This is a genomic window from Solwaraspora sp. WMMD791, assembly GCF_029581195.1.
In the GTDB taxonomy this organism is placed as follows: domain Bacteria; phylum Actinomycetota; class Actinomycetes; order Mycobacteriales; family Micromonosporaceae; genus Micromonospora_E.
In genome coordinates this window covers 3,560,346-3,580,161 of record NZ_CP120737.1, presented here as the reverse complement: position 1 = coordinate 3,580,161, position 19,816 = coordinate 3,560,346, and the positions used below count along the sequence as shown (strand labels likewise).

At 70.9% G+C, this 19,816-nt stretch carries 16 protein-coding genes; 12 read left to right on the top strand and 4 right to left on the bottom strand.

Features of this window, described 5'->3' with window-relative positions:
• Positions 1–34: 34 nt before the first annotated feature.
• The 4 genes from mtrB (at position 35) to raiA (ending at position 5,417) form a co-directional block, all read left to right on the top strand.
• A complete protein-coding gene (gene mtrB / locus O7623_RS15775) occupies positions 35–1,753 on the top strand; it encodes an MtrAB system histidine kinase MtrB (protein WP_282229426.1) in 1,719 nt (572 codons plus the stop codon).
• On the top strand, positions 1,750–3,612 hold the full coding sequence (locus O7623_RS15770) for an LpqB family beta-propeller domain-containing protein (RefSeq protein ID WP_282223808.1): 1,863 nt from the start codon (positions 1,750–1,752) through the stop codon (positions 3,610–3,612). Before mtrB ends, O7623_RS15770 begins: the two co-directional genes overlap by 4 nt.
• Before the next feature lie 115 nt (positions 3,613–3,727).
• Positions 3,728–4,462 (top strand): ComF family protein, encoded by a 735-nt coding sequence (locus O7623_RS15765; protein ID WP_282229425.1) that lies wholly within the window; start codon positions 3,728–3,730, stop codon positions 4,460–4,462.
• A gap of 265 nt (positions 4,463–4,727) precedes the next feature.
• Positions 4,728–5,417: a ribosome-associated translation inhibitor RaiA gene (gene raiA, locus O7623_RS15760; protein ID WP_282223807.1), complete on the top strand. Its 690-nt coding sequence runs from the start codon at positions 4,728–4,730 to the stop codon at positions 5,415–5,417.
• Between the two features lie 64 nt (positions 5,418–5,481).
• Here the strand turns inward: raiA and O7623_RS15755 are convergent, their stop codons facing one another.
• On the bottom strand, positions 5,482–6,612 hold the full coding sequence (locus O7623_RS15755) for a GNAT family N-acetyltransferase (RefSeq protein ID WP_282223806.1): 1,131 nt from the start codon (positions 6,610–6,612) through the stop codon (positions 5,482–5,484).
• Between the two features lie 171 nt (positions 6,613–6,783).
• Here O7623_RS15755 and secA point away from each other — a divergent pair, with 171 nt between their 5' ends.
• Positions 6,784–9,702, top strand: coding sequence for a preprotein translocase subunit SecA (secA, locus tag O7623_RS15750; protein WP_282223805.1), 2,919 nt, complete (start codon positions 6,784–6,786; stop codon positions 9,700–9,702).
• A 73-nt stretch (positions 9,703–9,775) separates the two neighbouring features.
• Here secA and O7623_RS15745 read toward each other — a convergent pair whose 3' ends face one another.
• Entirely contained in the window at positions 9,776–10,459 is a 684-nt protein-coding gene (locus O7623_RS15745) for an Rv3235 family protein (RefSeq protein WP_282223804.1), read from the bottom strand.
• A gap of 168 nt (positions 10,460–10,627) precedes the next feature.
• Positions 10,628–10,855, bottom strand: coding sequence for a helix-turn-helix domain-containing protein (locus tag O7623_RS15740; protein WP_282223803.1), 228 nt, complete (start codon positions 10,853–10,855; stop codon positions 10,628–10,630).
• 106 nt (positions 10,856–10,961) lie between these two features.
• Here O7623_RS15740 and O7623_RS15735 point away from each other — a divergent pair, with 106 nt between their 5' ends.
• Entirely contained in the window at positions 10,962–11,462 is a 501-nt protein-coding gene (locus O7623_RS15735; protein ID WP_282223802.1) for a hypothetical protein, read from the top strand.
• Between the two features lie 83 nt (positions 11,463–11,545).
• Here the strand turns inward: O7623_RS15735 and pruA are convergent, their stop codons facing one another.
• Entirely contained in the window at positions 11,546–13,174 is a 1,629-nt protein-coding gene (gene pruA, locus O7623_RS15730) for an L-glutamate gamma-semialdehyde dehydrogenase (RefSeq protein WP_282223801.1), read from the bottom strand.
• A gap of 184 nt (positions 13,175–13,358) precedes the next feature.
• On the opposite strand from pruA, the gene O7623_RS15725 reads away from it, so the two are divergent.
• The 6 genes from O7623_RS15725 to ftsX all read left to right on the top strand — a co-directional run bounded on the left by O7623_RS15725 (position 13,359) and on the right by ftsX (position 19,656).
• Complete coding sequence (locus tag O7623_RS15725; protein WP_282223800.1) at positions 13,359–14,423, top strand: hypothetical protein; 1,065 nt, start codon at positions 13,359–13,361, stop codon at positions 14,421–14,423.
• A gap of 74 nt (positions 14,424–14,497) precedes the next feature.
• Complete coding sequence (locus tag O7623_RS15720) at positions 14,498–15,874, top strand: serine/threonine-protein kinase (protein WP_282223799.1); 1,377 nt, start codon at positions 14,498–14,500, stop codon at positions 15,872–15,874.
• A gap of 220 nt (positions 15,875–16,094) precedes the next feature.
• The gene (locus O7623_RS15715) at positions 16,095–16,610 is read left to right on the top strand and encodes a PadR family transcriptional regulator (protein WP_282223798.1); all 516 of its coding nucleotides are present in this window, start codon (positions 16,095–16,097) and stop codon (positions 16,608–16,610) included.
• Between the two features lie 45 nt (positions 16,611–16,655).
• Positions 16,656–17,777 (top strand): peptide chain release factor 2, encoded by a 1,122-nt coding sequence (gene prfB, locus O7623_RS15710; RefSeq protein WP_282223797.1) that lies wholly within the window; start codon positions 16,656–16,658, stop codon positions 17,775–17,777.
• A gap of 212 nt (positions 17,778–17,989) precedes the next feature.
• Complete coding sequence (gene ftsE / locus O7623_RS15705; RefSeq protein ID WP_282223796.1) at positions 17,990–18,670, top strand: cell division ATP-binding protein FtsE; 681 nt, start codon at positions 17,990–17,992, stop codon at positions 18,668–18,670.
• A gap of 110 nt (positions 18,671–18,780) precedes the next feature.
• Complete coding sequence (gene ftsX / locus O7623_RS15700) at positions 18,781–19,656, top strand: permease-like cell division protein FtsX (RefSeq protein ID WP_282223795.1); 876 nt, start codon at positions 18,781–18,783, stop codon at positions 19,654–19,656.
• The last annotated feature ends 160 nt before the right edge of the window (positions 19,657–19,816 follow it).

The window sequence follows — 19,816 nt, the reverse complement described above, 5'->3', positions numbered from 1 at the left end:
CCGGATCCTGCTGGTCGTGGTGGCGGTCAACCGGATGTGGCGTCGGTCACTGCAGCTGCGGGTGGTCACCATCACCCTGGTCGCCTCCGGGCTGCTGGTCGGCGGCTTCGCCTACATGGTCGCCTCGCAGAGCACCAACATCCTGCTCGACCGGGCCCGGGAGGACGTCCAGCGCCGCCTGGAACACGGCCGGGACTACGCCGCCGAGCAGATGAGCGTGCATCCGCAGTACTTCGATCCGCAGCTGCGGGTCACCTTCGAACAGATCGTGGGCACCCTCGCCGGAGGCGATCCCGACCAGCGGGGCGGGGTGGTGGTCGTGATGACCGCGAGCAGCTACCCGCTGATCTCCTCGGCGATCTCCCCGGCGGTGGACGCCAGCGGCATGATCACCCCGGAGCTGGCCGAGCAGGTCGGGTCCGGTGCCCAGGCGCAGCAGATCCGCACCGGTGACCTGGGCGAAGGGCGGGCGAAGTATCTCGTCTACGGGTCACCGGTGCCGACCAAGTTCGGCCAGGTCGAGCTCTACTATCTCGCGCCGTTGACCACCCAGGACCAGGCCGCCAACCAGATCCGGACCACCGTGCTGATCACCGGGCTCGCGCTGGTCATGCTCCTCGGGCTGCTCGCGGCCCTGGTCACCCGGCTGGTGGTGACCCCGGTACGGGTGGCCGCGCGCACCGCGCAGCGGCTCTCCGCCGGTCTGCTGGACCAGCGGATGGTGGTCGACGGCGAGGACGATCTCGCTCTGCTGGCCGCGTCGTTCAACCAGATGGCGACGAACCTGCAACGGCAGATCACCCGGCTGGAGGAGATGTCGCGGCTGCAGCGTCGGTTCACCTCCGACGTGTCGCACGAGCTGCGGACCCCGCTGACCACCGTACGGATGGCAGCCGACCTGATGTTCGCCGAGCGCGACAGGTTCGACCCGGCGGTCGCCCGCAGTGCCGAACTGCTGCAGACCGAGCTGGACCGGTTCGAGAACCTGCTCACCGATCTGCTGGAGATCAGCCGGTTCGACGCCGGATTCGCGGTGCTCGACGTCGAGCCGACCGATCTGGTCCCGGTGGTACGCCGGGTGGCCGACCGCCTCGACGGGCTGGCCGAGCGGTTGGGGGTCCGCATCGAGCTGCGCCTGCCGGACACTCCGGTGATCGCCGAGGTGGATCCGCGGCGGGTGGAGCGGGTGCTGCGCAACCTGCTCGGCAACGCGGTCGAGCACGGTGAGGGCCGCCCGGTGGTGGTGACGCTGGGCATGGACGACGCCGCCGTCGCGGTGACCGTCCGCGACCACGGCGTGGGGCTGCGACCAGGGGAGGAGAAGCTGGTGTTCAACCGCTTCTGGCGGGCCGACCCGTCGCGTGCCCGGCAGACCGGTGGGACGGGTCTCGGGCTGTCGATCAGCGTGGAGGACGCCCGGTTGCACGGTGGCTGGCTGGAGGCCTGGGGCGCGCCGGGCCAGGGGGCACAGTTCCGGCTCACCTTGCCGGCGCGGGCCGGGGACCGGCTCAAGTCCGCGCCGTTGCGGCTGGTGCCGACCGACCGGGTTGCGGTGCCGGAGCAGGCCGCGCCGCCGACCGGTGACACGCCAGGTGCGGCCTACGACGGTTCAGGTGCGGCCTCCCGCGAGTCAGGTGCGGCCTCCGGTGAGTCAGCTGCGGCCTCCCGTGAGTCAGGCGCGGCCGACGACGAGCCGGGCCGGGTCGTGGTGACGCCGGCCGGCGGGGTGACCGGGGCGGGGGCACCGTCATGAGACATCGCTGGCGCAACCGCCTGCTGGCGACCCCGCTACTGGCCGTCCCGGTGGTGGCGGCGGTGCTGCTCGCCGGGTGCGGCATCCCGGAGTACACCGAGGTTCGCGTCGACGGGCAGGGCCCGGCACCCGGGCTGCCGACCGGCAGCGGCGGGACGCAGACACCGGCCTCGCGGCTCGACGAACGCAACAACACCGAGGCGTTCGTGGAAAACTTCCTGCAGGCGCCCGCCGTCGAGGCGGAACGGGCGGTCGAACAGGTCCGGGATTTCGTCGCCCCGGTACACCGCGACGATATCCGCGACCCGAACCCGGAGGTCGTGCTGACCGTGGTGCGGCTGCGGGAACGCCCGCAGATCACCCGGGCGGAGGCCGGCATCGAGGAGGTGGCGCTCACCGTCCAGCAGGTGGGGCTGTTGCGTCCCAACGGTGCCCTGGAACCGCTGCCGGCCCAGGAGCCCGAGTTCACCGAGTACACCTTCCGGGTCGGCTCGGTCGCCGGGGAGCAGGGCAAGTTCATTTTCGACCCGCCGTCGGCGCTGCTGCTCAGTGAGGACGCGCTGAAGTCCTTCTACCTGCAGCGCACCATCTACTTCTGGGACACCAGCCAGCGGGCCCTGGTGCCGGACCTGCGGTACCTGCCGGCCGCGGTGCCGGTGGAACGGCGTCGCACCGTCCTGCTGGAGGCGCTGATCAGCGGCCCGTCGAGCTGGCTCGCCTCGGCGGTGCAGGCGCTACCGAGCGGGCTGCGCTCCGGCGGCAACGTCCCGGACACCGGCGACCAGCTCAAGGTGACCCTGGTCGCCGACGCCGCGGCGTTGACCGACGACCGCCAGCTCGACCGGCTCGCCGCCCAGCTGATGTGGTCGCTGGGGCCGGGGGACTTCAGCAACGACCTGGAGTTGACGATCCAGGGCCAGAACCCGAGGGTCTTTCGAGGTGCCGACCTGCGCGCGATGAACGCCAGTCAGGCGCTGGCGGAGACGCCGGAACGGTTCGTCGTCTACCAGGGCCAGGTGCACCGGCTGCGCAGCTCGGCGCGGAGCGGCGAGCCGGTCCCGGTGCTCACCGACGAGGTCAACCGTGACGTCGTCGCCGCCGGTTTCACCCGGGCCGGTGGCGGCACGTACGCGGCGCTGGTGGTCCAGACCGGCGACGGGCAGCGACTGGTGACCGGCTCGGCGACCGGTGCCGGCACCAGCTTCGACACCAGCACCCGGGCGTTCAATGCCATCGGCCGACCGGTGTGGCTGAAGGCACCGGGTGACGTCGGGCTGGTCGTCGCCGATGGCGGCCTGTACTCGTTCCGGGTGGGCAGCGGTGCGGTCGAACCGGTCACGATCACCGGCGTCGACGGCGCGGTGCAGTCGGTGGGCGTCGCGCCGGATGGGCATCGGATCGCCCTGGTGGTCGGCGGGCAGCTCTACGTGGCCGCGCTCGGCCGCGACGACAAGGTCGAGGTGCTGCCACCGCGCGCGGTGCCCACCTCGCTGTCCGAGATCACCCAGGTCGACTGGGTGGCGGAGACGCTGCTGGTGGTGGCCGGCACCAATCCGGACGGTCGGGTGACCCTCTACGACGTGACGGTCGACGGGGCGATCGAGACGAGATCCCTGCGTGACCTGGGCGGGGCGAGCGTGACGCACCTGGCCGGCTACCCGGCCAACCCGGCCAACCAGGTCAATGGCGCGCCGGCCGGCGTCGGTGCCCGGATGTACGTGGCCAACGGCATCCCGTACGACATTTTCGAGCCGAGCGAACAGATCCGGCTGGAGGAGGTGGAGGGGGTGGATCCGGCGGCCGCCGCCGAATCCGGGACCGACGACGTGGCCCCCAGCGCACCGTTCTTTCTCTATTGACGCGGTCGGTCCTTCGCCGTCGACCCGGTCGATGGAGATTCTGCCGTTCGTCGGTCTCCGACCCCTGCCTACCGATGGGATCGTGCGCGTGCCGGGCGATGTCTGGGCCTACCTGATGGACGATGTCTGGGCCTATCTGGTGGACCTGGTGCTGCCGACGGAGTGCGCCGGCTGCGGGTCGACAGCGGCGGCCCGCGCCGCCGCCGGGGGTCGGGTCCGGCTGCGGTACGGGGTGTGCGACCGCTGTGTCGCACAGGTCCAGCGGCTGCGCCCCCGGCCGGTGCGGCCGTCCCCGGCCCCGCCCGGGTTGCCTGACTGCGTGGCCCTCGGCGAGTACGCCGGGGTGCTGCGGGAACTGCTGTTGGCGTACAAGGAACGGGGCCGGCACCGGCTGGCCCGGCCGTTGGGTCGGCTGCTGGCCGTGGCGGTGGCCGCCACCGCCGACCGGACCCGCCCGGTGGTGCTCGTCGCGGTGCCGTCGACCGCTGCCGCCGTGCGGGCCCGGCACGGCGACCACCTGCGGCGGATCACCCGGTACGCGGTCGCCGCGCTGCGCGCCGACGGGTGGCGGGTGTCGGTGGCCCGGCCGTTGCGGGCGTTGCCGCGGCCGGACTCGGCGGGCTTGGACAGCGCCGGCCGGCTGGCGTCGGCCCGCGCCGGTTTCCGGCACCGGCGGGTCGGACTTGACAAGCGTCGACCGCCGGACCCGCGACGCTGTGTGATCGTGGTGGACGACATCGTCACGACGGGTGCGACATTGGCCGCTGTCGACCGGCTGCTCGCTGCGCAAGGGCTGGCTCCGTACGCCGCTGTGGTGATCGCCGCGACACGGCGTCGCTACTCGCGGTAATCGCTTGTGGTCATGGGTCGGGCGCTGTTCGCGATGTGGAAAACTTCGCGCTCCGGTCTTCCCGGAACTGATGACGTTGCGCCGTCGGCGCGTTAGCGTGTGCCTATCAGGGGTATGACAGGTGGTTGAACAGCCACCGCTGGTGTCCCGGAGGGAGGTGCGAACCTGACCCGACCGGTCGATGCCCGGCCCGCTGTGGCACCTGGACCGGTCGGCGATTCCCCCACCAGTTACCGGTCGTCTGATCGTATTCAGGAGGTCACGCGTGGACATCGTGGTGAAAGGCCGAAACGTCGAGGTCCCCGAGCACTACCGGGTTCATGTCGCCGAGAAGTTGGCCAAGGTCGAACGGTACGACCACAAGTTGATGCGCGTCGACGTCGAGTTGTTCCACGAGCGCAACCCCCGGCAGTCCGACAACTGCCAACGGGTCGAGCTCACCTGCGTTTCCCGCGGCCCGGTGATCCGTGCCGAGGCCTGCGCCAAGGATTTCTACAGCGCGCTCGACGCCGCCATCAGCAAGTTGGACACCCGGCTGCGCCGGGCCGCCGACCGTCGTCGGGTGCACCGGGGTCGACACGCCCCGGTATCGGTCGCCGAGGCGACCGCCGGGCTGCCCACCGCCGGACTGAACGGCTTCAACCCGCTGCCGCCGGCTCAGCCGACCGAGGAACCCGCCGCCGCGGTGGCCGTGCTCGACCGTCCCGACCCCGACGCCACCCACGATGAGCACGATGCCTACGACGAGTACGACGATCAGCCGTGGCACATCGTCCGGGAGAAGGAACACCCGGGCGACCCGATGACGGTCGACGACGCGCTGTTCCAGATGGAACTGGTCGGTCACGACTTCTACCTGTTCCTGGACAAGGAATCGGGCCGGCCGAGCGTGGTCTACCGCCGCAAGGGCTACGACTACGGCGTCATGGCACTGGCGGAGCCGACGACGACCTGACGCAACGGCCAACTGACACCTGTGCCGCCCGGTGCCGGGTACCCGGCACCGGGCGGCACAGGTGTCACGGCCGGCTGTCAGCCAGCCACTGCGGTATCAGGGCGTACTGGACGTCGTCCAACCGGGTGCCGTCCGGTCCGGGCAGTCGCCCGCGCAGCACCGCCTCCCGGCGGAACCCGGCCCGTTCCAGCACCCGCTGCGAGGCGACGTTCGCCGGCGACGCGCCGGCGATGAGCCGGGCGATCGTGGTGTGGTCGAACGCCCACCGGGCTACCAGCCGGACCGCCCGGGCGGTGTAGCCGCGACCGCGCCACCGGGGCAGCAGCGAGTAGCCGATCATGGCCTGCCCGGTCTGCGGCTCCTGGTGGTAGAGGCCGAGCCGGCCGGCCGGCTCACCGGTCGCGGCGTCGCAGATCACCAGGTCGGCCCGGTGCCCGGCGAGCCACCGGCTGCCGGCCAGGGCGCACTGCGTCGCCACGTCGGCCCGGGTCGGCACCACCGACGGGACGCTGGTGGCCACCACGTCGGGCAACGTCTGCAGGGCGTAGCTGAACTCGGTGTCGGCGGCTGTCAGCGGGCGCAGCCGCACCACCTCGTCGGTCAGCGCGTCACCGGGCAGGTCGGGCAGCAGTCGTGGGGTCGGGCCGGGTGGGTCGTCGGCCAGCCGGGCCCAGACCACGAGATCGTCGCGAGGTGCGTCGCCGCCGGCGGGCCCGAGCGCCGCGCCCCGGCGTATCCCCTCGCGGGTGTAGCCGGCGGCCAGCGCGATCCGCTGGCTCGCGACGTTCTCCCCGTCGGTGAGCAGTTCGACCCGGTCGAATCCGCTGGTGAAGGCGTGCCGGGTGGCGGCGATGGTGGCGGCGGTGGCGAGCCCGCGTCCCCGCCAGCTGGGCACCATCCAGTAGCCGATCTCGATCTGGCGGCGTTCGGGTACGGCGCGGCTCAGTCCGACGCAGCCGTACAGTTGGTCGGTGGCCGGGTCGGCGATCGCCCAGGCGGCGCCGCCGGCGGCCCAGGCCGCGGTCGAGCCTTCGGTGATCCAGTGCATCGCCTCGGCGACGGTGTACGGCTGCGGCATACCAGGGACGAACCGCCGGGTGAGCGGGTCGTCGCAGGCCTGCGCGACGGCGGGGGCGTCGTCGGGCAGGAACATCCGCAGCCGGACGCCGCCTTCGGTGATCTCGACGGGTTCCACCGGCCCATCCTGGCCCAGCTTTCGCGCAGGGCATAACGGTTATGCCGGCCGACCTGGCCAGCATGGTCCGGTTTGTCGCTCTTTCCGTGCAGAGAAGCCGGCTGCGACTGCCGTCAGCCCGATCGGAGCGCCTACGATAGTGACGCACACCGTCTAGGGGAGCGTTGATCCGTGTCGATTCTTGAGAAGGTCCTCCGCGCTGGCGAGGGCCGCATGGTCCGCCGGCTCAAGGCGGTCGCCGCGGCCGTCAACTCGATCGAGGACGACTACGTCGACCTCACCGACGCGGAGCTGCGCGAGCTGACCGACCAGTACCGGCAGCGGTACGCCGACGGCGAATCGCTCGACGACCTGCTACCGGAAGCGTTCGCCACCGCCCGCGAGGCGGCGTCGCGGGTGCTCGGCCAGCGCCACTACGACGTGCAGATCATGGGCGGCGCCGCGCTGCACTTCGGCAACATCGCCGAGATGAAGACCGGTGAGGGCAAGACGCTGACCTCGGTGCTGCCGGCGTACCTCAACGCGCTGTCCGGCAAGGGCGTGCACGTCGTCACCGTCAACGACTACCTGGCCGAGCGGGACGCCGCCTGGATGGGCCGGGTGCACGAGTTCCTCGGGCTCACCGTCGGCGTGATCCTGCCGAACCGGCCGTCGGCCGAGCACCGGGCCGCGTACCACGCGGACATCACGTACGGCACCAACAACGAGTTCGGCTTCGACTACCTGCGCGACAACATGGCCTGGTCAAAGGACGACCTGGTGCAGCGCGGGCACAACTTCGCCATCGTCGACGAGGTCGACTCGATCCTCATCGACGAGGCCCGGACCCCGCTGATCATCTCCGGCCCGGCCGAGCACTCCGCCCGCTGGTACGGCGAGTTCGCCGCCGTGGTGGCCCGGATGCAGCCGGGCAAGGACGGCGAGGGCGACTACGAGATCGACTACGCCAAGCGGACCGTCGCGGTCACCGAGCGGGGCGTCGCCAAGGTCGAGGACCGGCTGGGCATCGACAACCTGTACGAGTCGGTCAACACGCCGCTGGTCGGCTACCTGAACAACGCGATCAAGGCCAAGGAGCTCTACAAGCGGGACAAGGACTACATCGTCAACGACGGTGAGGTCCTGATCGTCGACGAGTTCACCGGCCGGATCCTGCACGGCCGCCGCTACAACGAGGGCATGCACCAGGCGATCGAGGCCAAGGAAGGCGTCGAGATCAAGCAGGAGAACCAGACGCTCGCCACGATCACCCTGCAGAACTACTTCCGGCTCTACAGCAAGCTGTCCGGCATGACCGGTACCGCCCAGACCGAGGCGGGCGAGTTCAACAAGGTCTACAACGTCGGCGTCGTCACCATCCCGACCCACCGGGACATGGTGCGCATCGACCGGGCCGACGTCATCTACAAGACCGAGAAGGCCAAGTTCAACGCCGTCGTCGAGGACATCGCCGAGCGTCACGCCGTCGGTCAGCCGGTGCTCGTCGGCACCGTCTCGGTGGAGAACTCGGAGATCCTGTCCCAACTGCTGCGCCGCCGGGGCATCGCGCACGCGGTACTCAACGCGAAGTTCCACGCCAAGGAAGCCGAGATCATCGCGCAGGCCGGGCGCAAGGGCGCGGTCACCGTGGCGACCAACATGGCCGGCCGGGGCACCGACATCCTGCTCGGCGGAAACCCCGAGTACCAGGCTGCGGCGCAGCTGCGCCAGCGCGGACTCGACCCGGTCGAGCACGCCGAGGAGTACGCCAAGGCCTTCGAGGAGATCATGCCGCAGGTCAAGCAGGCCTGCGCCGCCGAGGCCGAGGAGGTCGCCGCCGTCGGCGGTCTCTACGTGCTGGGCACCGAGCGGCACGAGTCCCGCCGGATCGACAACCAGCTGCGCGGCCGTTCCGGCCGCCAGGGCGACCCGGGCGAGTCCCGGTTCTACCTGTCGCTGCAGGACGAGCTGATGCGGCGGTTCCGCGCGGGCGCGGTCGAAGCGGTGATGGAGCGCTTCAACATCCCCGAGGACGTGCCGATCGAGTCCAAGATGGTGACCCGGCAGATCAAGAACGCCCAGGCGCAGATCGAGGGTCAGAACGCCGAGACCCGTAAGAACGTCCTCAAGTACGACGAGGTGCTCAACAAGCAGCGTCAGGTGGTCTACGCCGAGCGGCTGCGGGTGCTCAACGGCGAGGACCTGCACGGCCAGGTCACCAAGATGATCGACGACGTGGTCGGCGCGTACGTCGACGGCGCCACCGCCGACGGGTACGCCGAGGACTGGGACTTCGACCAGCTCTGGTCCAGCCTCAAGCAGCTGTACCCGGTCGGGCTGACCGTCGACGAACTGGTGGAGGAGGCCGGCGGCGAGCGCAGTGCCGTCGACGCCGACTTCCTGCGGGTCCAGGTACTACAGGACGCGCACGCCGCGTACCAGCGCCGGGAGGAGGAGCTGGGCGCCGACGCGCTGCGGCAGCTGGAGCGGATGGTCCTGCTGCAGGTGATCGACCGCAAATGGCGGGAACACCTGTACGAGATGGACTACCTGAAGGAAGGCATCAGCCTGCGGGCGTACGCCCAGCGGGACCCACTGGTCGAGTACCAGCGGGAAGGCTACGCGATGTTCGCCACCATGATGGACGGCATCAAGGAGGAGACGGTCGGCTTCCTGTTCAACGTCGAGGTGCAGGTGCAGCAGCAGCCCGCGCCGGCGGCGGGCGGCGACCGGCCCGGTACCCAGGTGCCGGTGCCCGACAGCGGCGACGTCCAGGTCCGGGCCAAGGGCATCGAGGCGGCTCCTCGACCGCAGCGGCTGCAGTACGTGTCGCCGACCATCGACGGCGCTGCCGGCTCAGACGGCGGCGTGCAGGTGCAGCAGGCTCCGGCGTTGGGTCTCGGCGGCACCCCGTCGTCGGCCCGGCCGACCTCCGGCGCTCGACCGACGCCGGCCGGCCGGCCCGCCGCCGGCCCACCGGTGCCGGTGAGCAACGCCCGCCGTACCGCACCCGGCCAGGCGGTCAGCAGCAACGGGCCGTCGCGCAACGCCCCCTGCCCGTGCGGCTCGGGCAAGAAGTACAAGCGCTGCCACGGCTCGCCCGGTGCCTGACCGCTTCCGGTGTCGCGGCTGCGGCGTCTGACGGGCCCGGCGTCCCGGCGCGGCGTCTGACCGGCGCCCTGGCTCAGACGAGGTACACGGCCGTGCTCAGCCAGGTGTCGGCCTGCCGTTCGAGCCGGAACGCCAGTGCCCAACTGCGGCTGGTGGTGCCGAGCACGGCGGCGGTCTCCACCACGCCCGCCGTCGGTTCGCAGATCCGCAGCTGGCGGACCCGGAGCAGTTCGCCGCGCCGGTCGCTCCGACCGGCCGGTGGAGCCGTCGGCCGAGGGCCCCGATTGCGGACGGCACCCGGTGGCCGGTCCAGGGTGCGGGCCCGCTGGGCCGCGACGGTCAGCTGCGCGCAGATCACCGACGCCTGAGCGGGAGCGGCCAGCCGGCGGGCATGGGGCACCGGTCGGAAGCCGTTGATGATCTCGACGGCCGCCGACAGGAACCGCTGCGCGGCCCGCCGGGCTTCCGGTGACGCCCCGGCGAGGCCCGGGGCCGGCAGTCCGGCTCCGGGCGGCAACCCGGCCTCCGGCGTGCCCGCTGGTTGCGGCGTGCCCGCTGGTTGCGGCGTGTCCGGTGGCCGCGTCGGCTGGGCCGGCAGGCGCACCGCCGCCGCGTCCGGCGAGCCGGTCAGGTCCAGGGCCAGCTGTACGCCTGGGTGAACGACGAAATCCGCAGACTCGTCGATGAAGGGTGGATCCAGCGGCGGCGCGGGCCGCAGCCGGATCGGTGGACGCCGGATCCGAGTCGGGACAGTCATCCGTCCTCCAGTTGATCTTGCGTTTGCCTTCGTTTGCTTTCGGCAGATCAATTTGAAGTCAGCATGACACCCTCCGTCAACGCCTTGCATTGACGGTGATCAGACACTCGTGCGGCGGCCCGGGCGCGTCTCTTCCCAGTGGTGACGACGGCTCGGGATCGCGTTCGACTACTCGGGCTCGCGCTCGATCAGCGGGTTGCCCTGCACCCACTCGGCGGTCTCCGCGTACTTGCGCTGGATGTACTCCTCCAGCCGGGCACGCTCCACCCGCCACTGTCCGCGTCCACCGATCTTGATCGCGGGCAACTCGCCACTGCGGACCATGTGGTAGACCTGCGAGTCGGATACGTTGAGTTCGGCGGCGACGTCGGACAACTGCAGGAACCTCGGCTCCACGGTGACTCCCGGCTCGTCTACGTCGGTCGGTTCAGTGTGCCATCGCCGCCCGACGGAGCCGGCGGGCGGCGTACATTGCTCAGCGACGACTTCAGTGGGGGAGACCGTGCCCGACAACCAGCTCCGGGTCTACGTCCCGGCCACCCTGCCGGCGCTCGGCGCGCTGCGCCGCGACGGCCAGCTTGCCGTCGACGCCGCGCACACCGTCACTCCGGCCCTGCGTGAGTGGTACGTCGAGGGCGACGAGGAGGAACTGGAGTACGTCGCCTTCACCCGGGCCGCCCAGGAGTCGCTGCGGCTGCTGCACGACGACCCGACCGCGCCCCGCCGGCGGGTCGTCGTCTCCGTCGACCTGCCGGCGGACGCGGTCAAGCGCGCCGTGGCGGAACTCGGGTCGAGCAGCGTCGCGCTGGTCGGTCCGATCGCGCTGGCCTCGGTCGCCGCGGTGCACGTCGACGGCGACGAGGCGACCGACGACGTGACCGCGGCAGCCGACGCGGTGCCCCAGGCGGCGGCCGGCGACCCGGACGCCCAGTTCGTCGTGGACGGCGCCGAGGACCACGAACTGGAGTGGTACGACGTCTCCGAACTGGACCTGCTCTCCTGACCGCCTGCGGGCCGGCCGACTGACCGCCGGCCGACTGACCGCTCACGTGCCGACCGGCCGCCGGCCGCGCAGACCCGCCCGGCTCAGCCCATGTGCGGGTAGCGGTGGTCGACCGGCGGTACGAACGTCTCCTTGATGGTGCGCGGAGAGGTCCACCGCAGCAGGTTGTGCCAGGAACCGGCCTTGTCGTTGGTGCCACTGGCCCGGCCACCGCCGAACGGCTGCTGCCCGACCACCGCGCCGGTCGGCTTGTCGTTGACGTAGAAGTTGCCGGCCGCGTACCGCAGCGTCTCGCTGGCCCGGGCGATCACCCGGCGGTCGGTCGCGAACACCGACCCGGTGAGGGCGTACGCCGCGACCGACTCCGCCTGGGCCACCACGTCCCAGAACTGGTCGTCATCGAAGACCGAGACCGCCAGGATCGGGCCGAAGAACTCGGTGGTGAAGACCTCGTGCCCAGGGTCGGTGCAGGTCAACAGGGTGGGCCGGACGAACCAACCGTCGCGGTCGTCGGCGGTGCCGCCGGCCAGTACCTGGCAGGACGGATCGTTGCGGACCTTGTCCAGCACTGCGGCGTGCCGGGCGAAGGCCCGCGCGTCGATGACCGCCCCGCCGAAGTTGCGGAAGTCGGCCACGTCGCCGTAGGTCAGCGACTCGACGGTGGCGACCAGCCGGTCGCGTAGGCCGGCCGTCCAGAGCGACTTCGGCAGGTACGCGCGGGACGCCGCCGAGCACTTCTGCCCCTGGTACTCGTAGGCGCCCCGGACCAGGGCGGTGTGCAGCGCGTCCGGGTCGGCGCTCGGGTGCGCCACGACGAAGTCCTTGCCGCCGGTCTCCCCGACCAGCCTCGGGTACGACCGGTACCGGCCGATGTTTTCCCCGACGGCGCGCCACAGCTGCTGGAAGACCCGGGTCGAGCCGGTGAAGTGGATGCCGGCGAGGTCCCGGTCGGCCAACGCCACCTCGGAGACGGCCAGTCCGTCCCCGGTCACCATGTTGATCACGCCGGGCGGCAGCCCGGCGGCCTCGAACAGCCGCATCGTGAAGTGCGCCGCGAGCTGCTGGGTCGGCGACGGCTTCCAGACCACCGTGTTGCCCATCAGCGCCGGCGCCGACGGCAGGTTGCCGGCGATCGCGGTGAAGTTGAACGGGGTGATCGCGTAGACGAAGCCTTCCAGCGGCCGGTGGTCGAACCGGTTCCAGACCCCGGGGGCCGACTGCGGCTGCTCGGCCAGCACCTGGTGGCCGAAGTGAACGTTGAACCGGAGGAAGTCGATCAGCTCGCAGGCCGAGTCGATCTCCGCCTGGTAGGCGGTCTTGGACTGGCCGAGCATCGTGGCCGCGTTCAGGGTGTCCCGCCAGGGGCCGGCGAGCAGGTCGGCGGCGCGCAGGAAGACCGCGGCCCGGTCGGCGTACGGCAGGGCCCGCCAGCCCGGGGCGGCCTGCCTGGCCGCCGCCACCGCCGCCTCGGCGTCGGCCGGCTCGGCGTTGCCGGTGACCCCGAGTACGTGCCGGTGCCGGTGCGGCATCACCACGTCGATCGGTGCTCCGGCCGCCATCCGCTGCCGGCCGCCGATGGTCATCGGCAGGTCGATGCGGGCGTCGGACAGTTCGGCCAGCCGGCGGCTGAGGCCGACCTGGTCGGGGCTGCCCGGCGCGTAGTCGCGGATCGGCTCGTTGCGGGGGGCGGGGGTGGTGGTTACGGCGTCCATCACAGCTCCTGGCGTGATCTCGACAACGTCGGCGGAACCGGATCCGTCGGGGTACCCGGTGGGGCGGCCACGGCGACGGATCCGTCGTCTCATCGTCGCACGGGGCGTCGGGGCGGGACGCTGGTCCGCGTACCCTGGTCCGAACCGGCGCTAGCGCCATGACCACCAGCAGGGGGTGACCGCGTTGACCAGCCAGTCCGTGCCGGCCGCCGCAGCCGATCCAGTTCCGGCCGACGCCGAGCCCGCGCCCCGCCCGGCGAACTCGGTGGTGGCGGCGGTCACCCTGGCCGGGCTGACCCTCGCCTGGCTGGCGCTGCTGATCTGGTCCGTGCTCGCCACCCTGGCGGCCTCCACGGACGGCGTGCTGGCGGTCACCGAGACCGCGTACGGCCTGCCGGCGGTGATCTTCGCGGCGCTGCTCGCGGGGGCCGGCGTGGGCCAGGCGGTACGCCGTGTCACGGCGCGTCGGCTCGACGCGACGGTGCTGCCCCGGTTGCTGGTGGCGGTCGTCGCCGGTGCGCTCACCGGAGCCGTCGCGGCGGCGGCGGTGGTGTTCGGCGACGGGCGGGGCGGTTCTGCCGTCACCATCCTCGGCTGGGCGTTGTTCGCCGGTGCCCTCGTCGGCGGTACGTTGACCGGCCTGCACCGGTCGGCGGGGCTGCTGACTGCGGCCGGTGCCGCCGCCGGACTGGCCGTCGCGGTCGCCGTCACCGTGCGTGAGCTGGCCAAGGGCCCACTGTTGGAGCTGTTCGGCGCCGGGCAGACAGCGGCGTCGGTGTTGGCGGCGCAGTCGCGGATCGTGTGGGTCAGCGCGTTGCTGGCCGGGGCGATCGCCGGGGTGGTGGCCTTCGGCTGGCTGGCCGGGGCGTCGCGGCGGGCGACGACGAGGCTGCCGTGGCCGGCGTACCTGGTCGCCGGGGCCGCGCCGGGCGCGCTGCTGCTGGTGGCCGAGCTGATCACCCGGGTCGGTGGCGCCGAGTTGCTCGGCCTGGCCCGGTCGTTCAGCGAGACCGACGAGGCGTTCCAGAGCATGGCCGACGCCGGCCGGATCAACTCCGCGTTGGTGGTGCTCTTCGCGGGGGCGTTCACCGCGCTGATCTGTCTGGGGCGGACCCTGCCGGGCCGCCCGGACCCCGACGACCCGGCCGGCCCGGCTGGCCCGGCCGTTCCCGACGATCCGGCCGTTCCCGACGATCCGGCCGTTCCCGACGATCCGGCCGATCCGGCCGACTCGGTCCGGGCTGGTTGATCCCGATCCCCGGTTCGTGCCAAGCGTCGGTTCGGTGACGGCGCGGCGGCTGGTGCCGCCCTACCGTCAGCGGCGTGGATGGTGAGCAGACGGGTGGGCAGCCGCCGGCGCAGCGGTACCGGCTCGGCGCCCAGATCGCCAGGGGCGCGATCGGTGCGGTCCACCGCGCGCACGACCTGCGCGAGGACGTACCGGTGGCGGTGAAGCTGTTGCGGCCGGAGTCGGCCGGGCAGGCCGACCTGGTCGAGGGCTTCCGCACCGAGGCGACGCTGCTGTCGCGGCTGGACCATCCGAACGTCATCCGGCTGCGTGCCCGTACGACGGTCGCCGACCAGCCGGCGTTGGTGCTCGACCTGATCGACGGCGACGACCTGCGGACCCGACTGCGTCGGGGCGGGCCGCTGCCGCCGGCGGCAGCGGTCGACGTCGCCGCGCAGGTCGCCACCGCGCTGGCCTACCTGCACCAGCGGGGCATCGTGCACGGTGACGTCAAACCGGCGAACCTGCTGGTGCCGGCGGACGGCGGCCCAGTCCGGCTGATCGACTTCGGCGCGGCGCGGGCGACGTCGGTCCCGGTGGTCGGGCGGTCGACCTTGGCGACCCCGGAGTACGCGGCACCGGAGATCGCCGCTGGCGGGGCGCCGGGGACGGCGTCGGACGTGTACGCCCTCGGGATCGTCCTGTTCGAGCTGCTGTGTGGACGCACCCCCTACCGTGGCGGGTCGGCCGACGAGGTGTTGGCACGGCACGGCCGCTGTGTGCCGGTGCCGCCACCGGGACTGCCGCCGGTGGCGTGGCCGGTGCTGGAGCAGTGCCTGGATCCGCAGCCGGCCCGCCGGCCCGACGCCGCGTCACTGGCTGCCCGGTTGCGCGGGTTGGAGCCGGCTCTCGACGGTCGTCCGGCGTTGCCGGTGCTGCCGGCGGACGCGGTGACCTGGTGGCCGCGGACGGCGTCGGCGTCCGGTTCGGCCGGTAGCCGTGGTCCGTCCGGTGTGACCGCCTCGGTGGGGGTGACCGGGCCGGTGGGGGTGTGGGTGCCGGTGGCGCGGCCGGGTCGGCAGCGGGGGCTGCTGCGGCTCGGCGCGGCGGCCGGCAGCGGGGCGCTGCTGCTGTCCACGGTGATCGGCCTCACGCTGGTGGCTGGACAGGACGTCCGGCCGACGGGTCGGACGAGCGGCATCGGAGTGCCGGTCGCCACCGCACCGGCGGGGTCGCCGCCGGGCCAGCCGAGCAGGTCGACCGGACCGGACGGCCAGGACGGTGCGAGTGGCCAGGTAGGTTCGGCCGGGTCGGGCGGGTCAGGTGTGCCGGTCGGGCCGACGCCACCGGCCGAACCGGGGGCCTGGCCGACCTTTCTGGGTGAACGACCTGGTCAGCCGGGTGTCGGGATCGGAGATCCGGTCCCACAGTGGCCGTTGGCCGGAACGGTCGGATCGGACACTCCGAACTAGTCAGAAGAACTAGACTTCATGCATCAAATTTCTATAATACGCTCGGGCTGGCCGGATTTTGCGGTAGGTATGCTCCTTTTTGTCGGCTTTAGCGCCAGATGGTAAATATTGATCTTCCTTACCGGACCGTCGTCCACAGACAGTGCACAATAGAACACGATTGGTCGCGGATCGCGGCAAATCCTGGACGTAGAGGCGACAAAGTGGCAGCGTAGAGGGCATGGCGGAAGTTCGTATCAATCCAACGGCAGCAGCCCTTCTCGGCCTGCTCCATGAAGGACCCATGACAGGTGGGCAACTGATGGCCACCGCCGAGCGTCAGCTCGGCGCGTACTGGTCCATGACTCGCAGCCAGGTCTACCGGGAGTTGCCGGTGCTGGCCGAGCAGGGTCTGGTCCGGCTCGGTAAGCCGGGGCCACGGTCCAGCCAGCCGTACGCGATCACTGCGGCCGGCAAGCGGGCGTTCCTCAAGTGGCTGGCCGACGCGCCCGGCCGTGACTCGGTGCGCAACCCGATCGCCCTGCGGGTGGCGTTCGGCAACCACCACACGGCGGAGCAGCTGAAGACGGTCTACGCGGACGCGAGCGAGCATCACACCGAGGCGCTGGCGGCAGCCCGCGAGCAGGCGCGCGAGGCGAAGAAGAACGGTGACACCTTCGGTGCCGCCGCCCTCGAGTTCGCCGTCGCGTACCACAAGGCGGTGCTCTCCTGGCTCAAGTCCGCGCCGGTGAGCTGACCGCCGGCGCCGGTCGGCGGCGGTCACGACGTATTCTTGTCGGTCGTGACCAGTGCCGACTATTCCGACCAGCTTAAAGATCTTGACGCCACGCTTCGCCGGATCGAGGCGGTCATCGACATCGATCGACTGCGCCGCGACCAGGCGGAGCTGGAGGAGGCCGCCTCCGCCCCCGATCTCTGGAACGACCAGACGCGGGCCCAGGAGGTCACCTCCCGGCTGTCGTACGCCAACGCGGAGATCGCCAAGCTGGAGTCGTTGCGTGCCCGGCTGGACGACGCGGCCTTGCTGCTGGAGATGGCGCAGGCGGAGGAGGACGCCGGCACGGTCGCCGAAGTCGGCACCGAGCTGGCCGGGCTGCACAAGTCGATCGAGGAGCTGGAGGTCCGTACGCTGCTCTCCGGGGAGTACGACTCCCGGGAGGCGCTGGTGGCGATCCGGGCGGGGGCCGGCGGCGTGGACGCCGCCGACTTCGCCGAGATGCTGCTGCGGATGTACCTGCGGTGGGCGGAGCGGCACGGTTACCCCACCGAGGTCTACGAGACGTCGTACGCGGAGGAGGCCGGTCTCAAGTCGGCCACCTTCACAGTGAAGGCCCCGTACGCGTTCGGCACTCTCAGTGTCGAGTCCGGTACGCATCGTCTGGTGCGGATCAGTCCCTTCGACAACCAGGGCCGGCGGCAGACCAGCTTCGCCGGCGTCGAGGTGCTGCCGGTGGTGGAGCAGACCGATCACATCGACATCCCGGAGAACGAGATCCGGGTCGACGTCTACCGGTCGTCAGGGCCGGGCGGGCAGAGCGTGAACACCACCGACTCGGCCGTGCGGCTCACCCACATCCCGACCGGCATCGTGGTCACCTGCCAGAACGAGAAGTCCCAGCTGCAGAACAAGGCGGCCGCGCTGCGCGTGCTGCAGGCCCGGCTGCTGGAGCGCAAGCGGCAGGAGGAGCAGGCGAAGATGGCCGGGCTCAAGACCGACGCCGCCGGCTCCTGGGGCGACCAGATGCGCTCGTACGTGCTGCACCCGTACCAGATGGTCAAGGACCTGCGGACCGAGCAGGAGACCGGTAACCCGACGGCGGTCTTCGACGGCGACCTGGACGCCTTCATCGAGGCGGGTATCCGGTGGCGCAAGCAGCAGGAGATGGCCGAGGGCCAGCACTGATCGCTGCAGGCCGACTACTCTTCGTATTTTCGGGTCGGTACTCGCTGTGACTGACGCCATCATTTCGGGTGGTGTCGGTCCGGTCCGGACGGTTGATTTCTCGGCATTCGTGGGGAACGGCTGGCACGAAACCTCGCGCATAGCCGACATACAAGACACCAGCCCTCAGGCTGGACTTGGCGTAGCGGTTACACCGCGTAGACTCACCACCCGTGATTGCGCTCGAGCAAGTGACGAAGACGTACCCGAAGGCGTCCCGGCCCTCGCTGGACAACGTGTCGGTCTCGATCGAGAAGGGCGAGTTCGTCTTCTTCATCGGTCCCTCCGGCTCCGGCAAGTCCACGATCATCAAGCTGCTGCTGCACGAGGTGACCCCCAACCAGGGCAAGGTCGTCGTGAACAGCAAGGACGTCACGACCATGCGCTCCTGGAAGATCCCGCACTTCCGGCGCTCGATCGGCTGTGTCTTCCAGGACTTCCGGCTGCTGCCCAACCGCACCGCGTACGAGAACGTCGCCTTCGCCCTCGAGGTGATCGGCAAGACCAAGGCGGTGGCCCGCCGGGTCGTTCCCGAGGTGCTGGAACTGGTCGGCCTCGGCGGCAAGGAACACCGCTACCCGCACGAGCTCTCCGGCGGCGAGCAGCAGCGGGTCGCGGTGGCGCGGGCGTTCGTGAACCGCCCGCTGATCCTGCTCGCCGACGAGCCGACGGGAAACCTGGACCCGGACACGTCGATCGAGATCATGCGCCTGCTGGACCGGATCAACCGGACCGGTACGACGGTCGTGATGGTGACCCACGACTCCAACATCGTGAACCAGATGCGCCGCCGCGTGATCGAGATCGAGGCCGGCCGGATCGTCCGCGACCAGGCGCGCGGCGTCTACGGGTGACGGCACCACGCCGTCGGTAGTCGCCGGCGGCCGACACGCGGTGACCCGAGCAGACCAGCATGTGGTGACCAAGAACGACCATTCTGCGTCAGATCCGGAAGAGGAACCCGATGCGCGCGAAATACGTCCTGTCCGAGGTGATGGTCGGGCTGTGGCGCAACGTGACCATGACCGTCGCCATGATCATCACCATGGCGGTGTCGCTCACCATGCTGGGCGCGAGTGGCTTGATGTACCTGCAGGTCAACTCGATGAAGGACTTCTACTACGACCAGATCGAGGTCTCGATCTTCCTCGTCTCCGACGTCTCCGAGGAGCAGCGCACCAGCCTGCAGAGCTCGCTGGACGCCGACCCGCTGATCGCCACGGTGACCTACGAGTCCCGGGAGGAGGCGTACGAGCGCTTCCGCACCCTCTACGCGGACGCCCAGGACCTGGTCAACGCGGTCAAGCCGGAACAGTTGCCGGAGTCGTTCCGGATCAAGCTGGTCGACCCGGAGGAGTACCAGGCGATCTTCGACAAGTACAACGGCACCGAGGGCATCGACGAGATCGTCGACCAGCGAAGACTGCTCGACAAGATCTTCAACATCCTCAGTTCGGTGCAGAGCATGGCGCTGATCGCCGCCTCGATCATGGCGGTCGCGGCGTTGATGCTGGTCGGTAACACCATCCAGGTCGCCGCGTACAGCAAGCGGCGAGAGGTCGCCGTCATGAAGCTGGTCGGCGCCTCCAACTGGTTCATCCAGGCACCGTTCGTCCTGGAAGCGGTCGTCGCCGGCCTGTTCGGCGCGATCCTCGGCTTCGGTGCCCTGGTGCTCGGCAAGATGTTCCTGCTCGACGGCTCGCTACGCGACCTCACCGAGCTGCTGACCCCGATCGAGTGGAGCAGTGTCCTGCTGATGTTCCCGCTGATGGCCGGCGTCGGCAGCCTGGTCAGCGCGGTGACCGCCTGGGTGACGCTGCGGTTCTACCTGCGGGTCTGAGCCGACCGCCACCGCTGGACACCACCGTGGCGCCCCCTGCGGCACCACCGTCCGACGCGGCCGGTGCCGGCGCGGAAAACCCGTGCCGGCACCGGCCGCGTAGCGCGGTACCATTGCGCGGTCGCCGGGCGGACCGGCGACACCGACCGACCGCAGGTGA

Excerpts from the sequence above, each read along its gene's own strand:
- mtrB (WP_282229426.1), top strand. The coding sequence starts at position 35 with ATGTGGCGTCGGTCACTGCAGCTGCGGGTGGTCACCATCACCCTGGTC.
- O7623_RS15770 (WP_282223808.1), top strand. The coding sequence starts at position 1,750 with ATGAGACATCGCTGGCGCAACCGCCTGCTGGCGACCCCGCTACTGGCC.
- O7623_RS15765 (WP_282229425.1), top strand. The coding sequence starts at position 3,728 with ATGGACGATGTCTGGGCCTATCTGGTGGACCTGGTGCTGCCGACGGAG.
- O7623_RS15745 (WP_282223804.1), bottom strand. The coding sequence starts at position 10,459 with ATGACTGTCCCGACTCGGATCCGGCGTCCACCGATCCGGCTGCGGCCC.
- pruA (WP_282223801.1), bottom strand. The coding sequence starts at position 13,174 with ATGGACGCCGTAACCACCACCCCCGCCCCCCGCAACGAGCCGATCCGC.
- O7623_RS15715 (WP_282223798.1), top strand. The coding sequence starts at position 16,095 with ATGGCGGAAGTTCGTATCAATCCAACGGCAGCAGCCCTTCTCGGCCTG.
- ftsX (WP_282223795.1), top strand. The coding sequence starts at position 18,781 with ATGCGCGCGAAATACGTCCTGTCCGAGGTGATGGTCGGGCTGTGGCGC.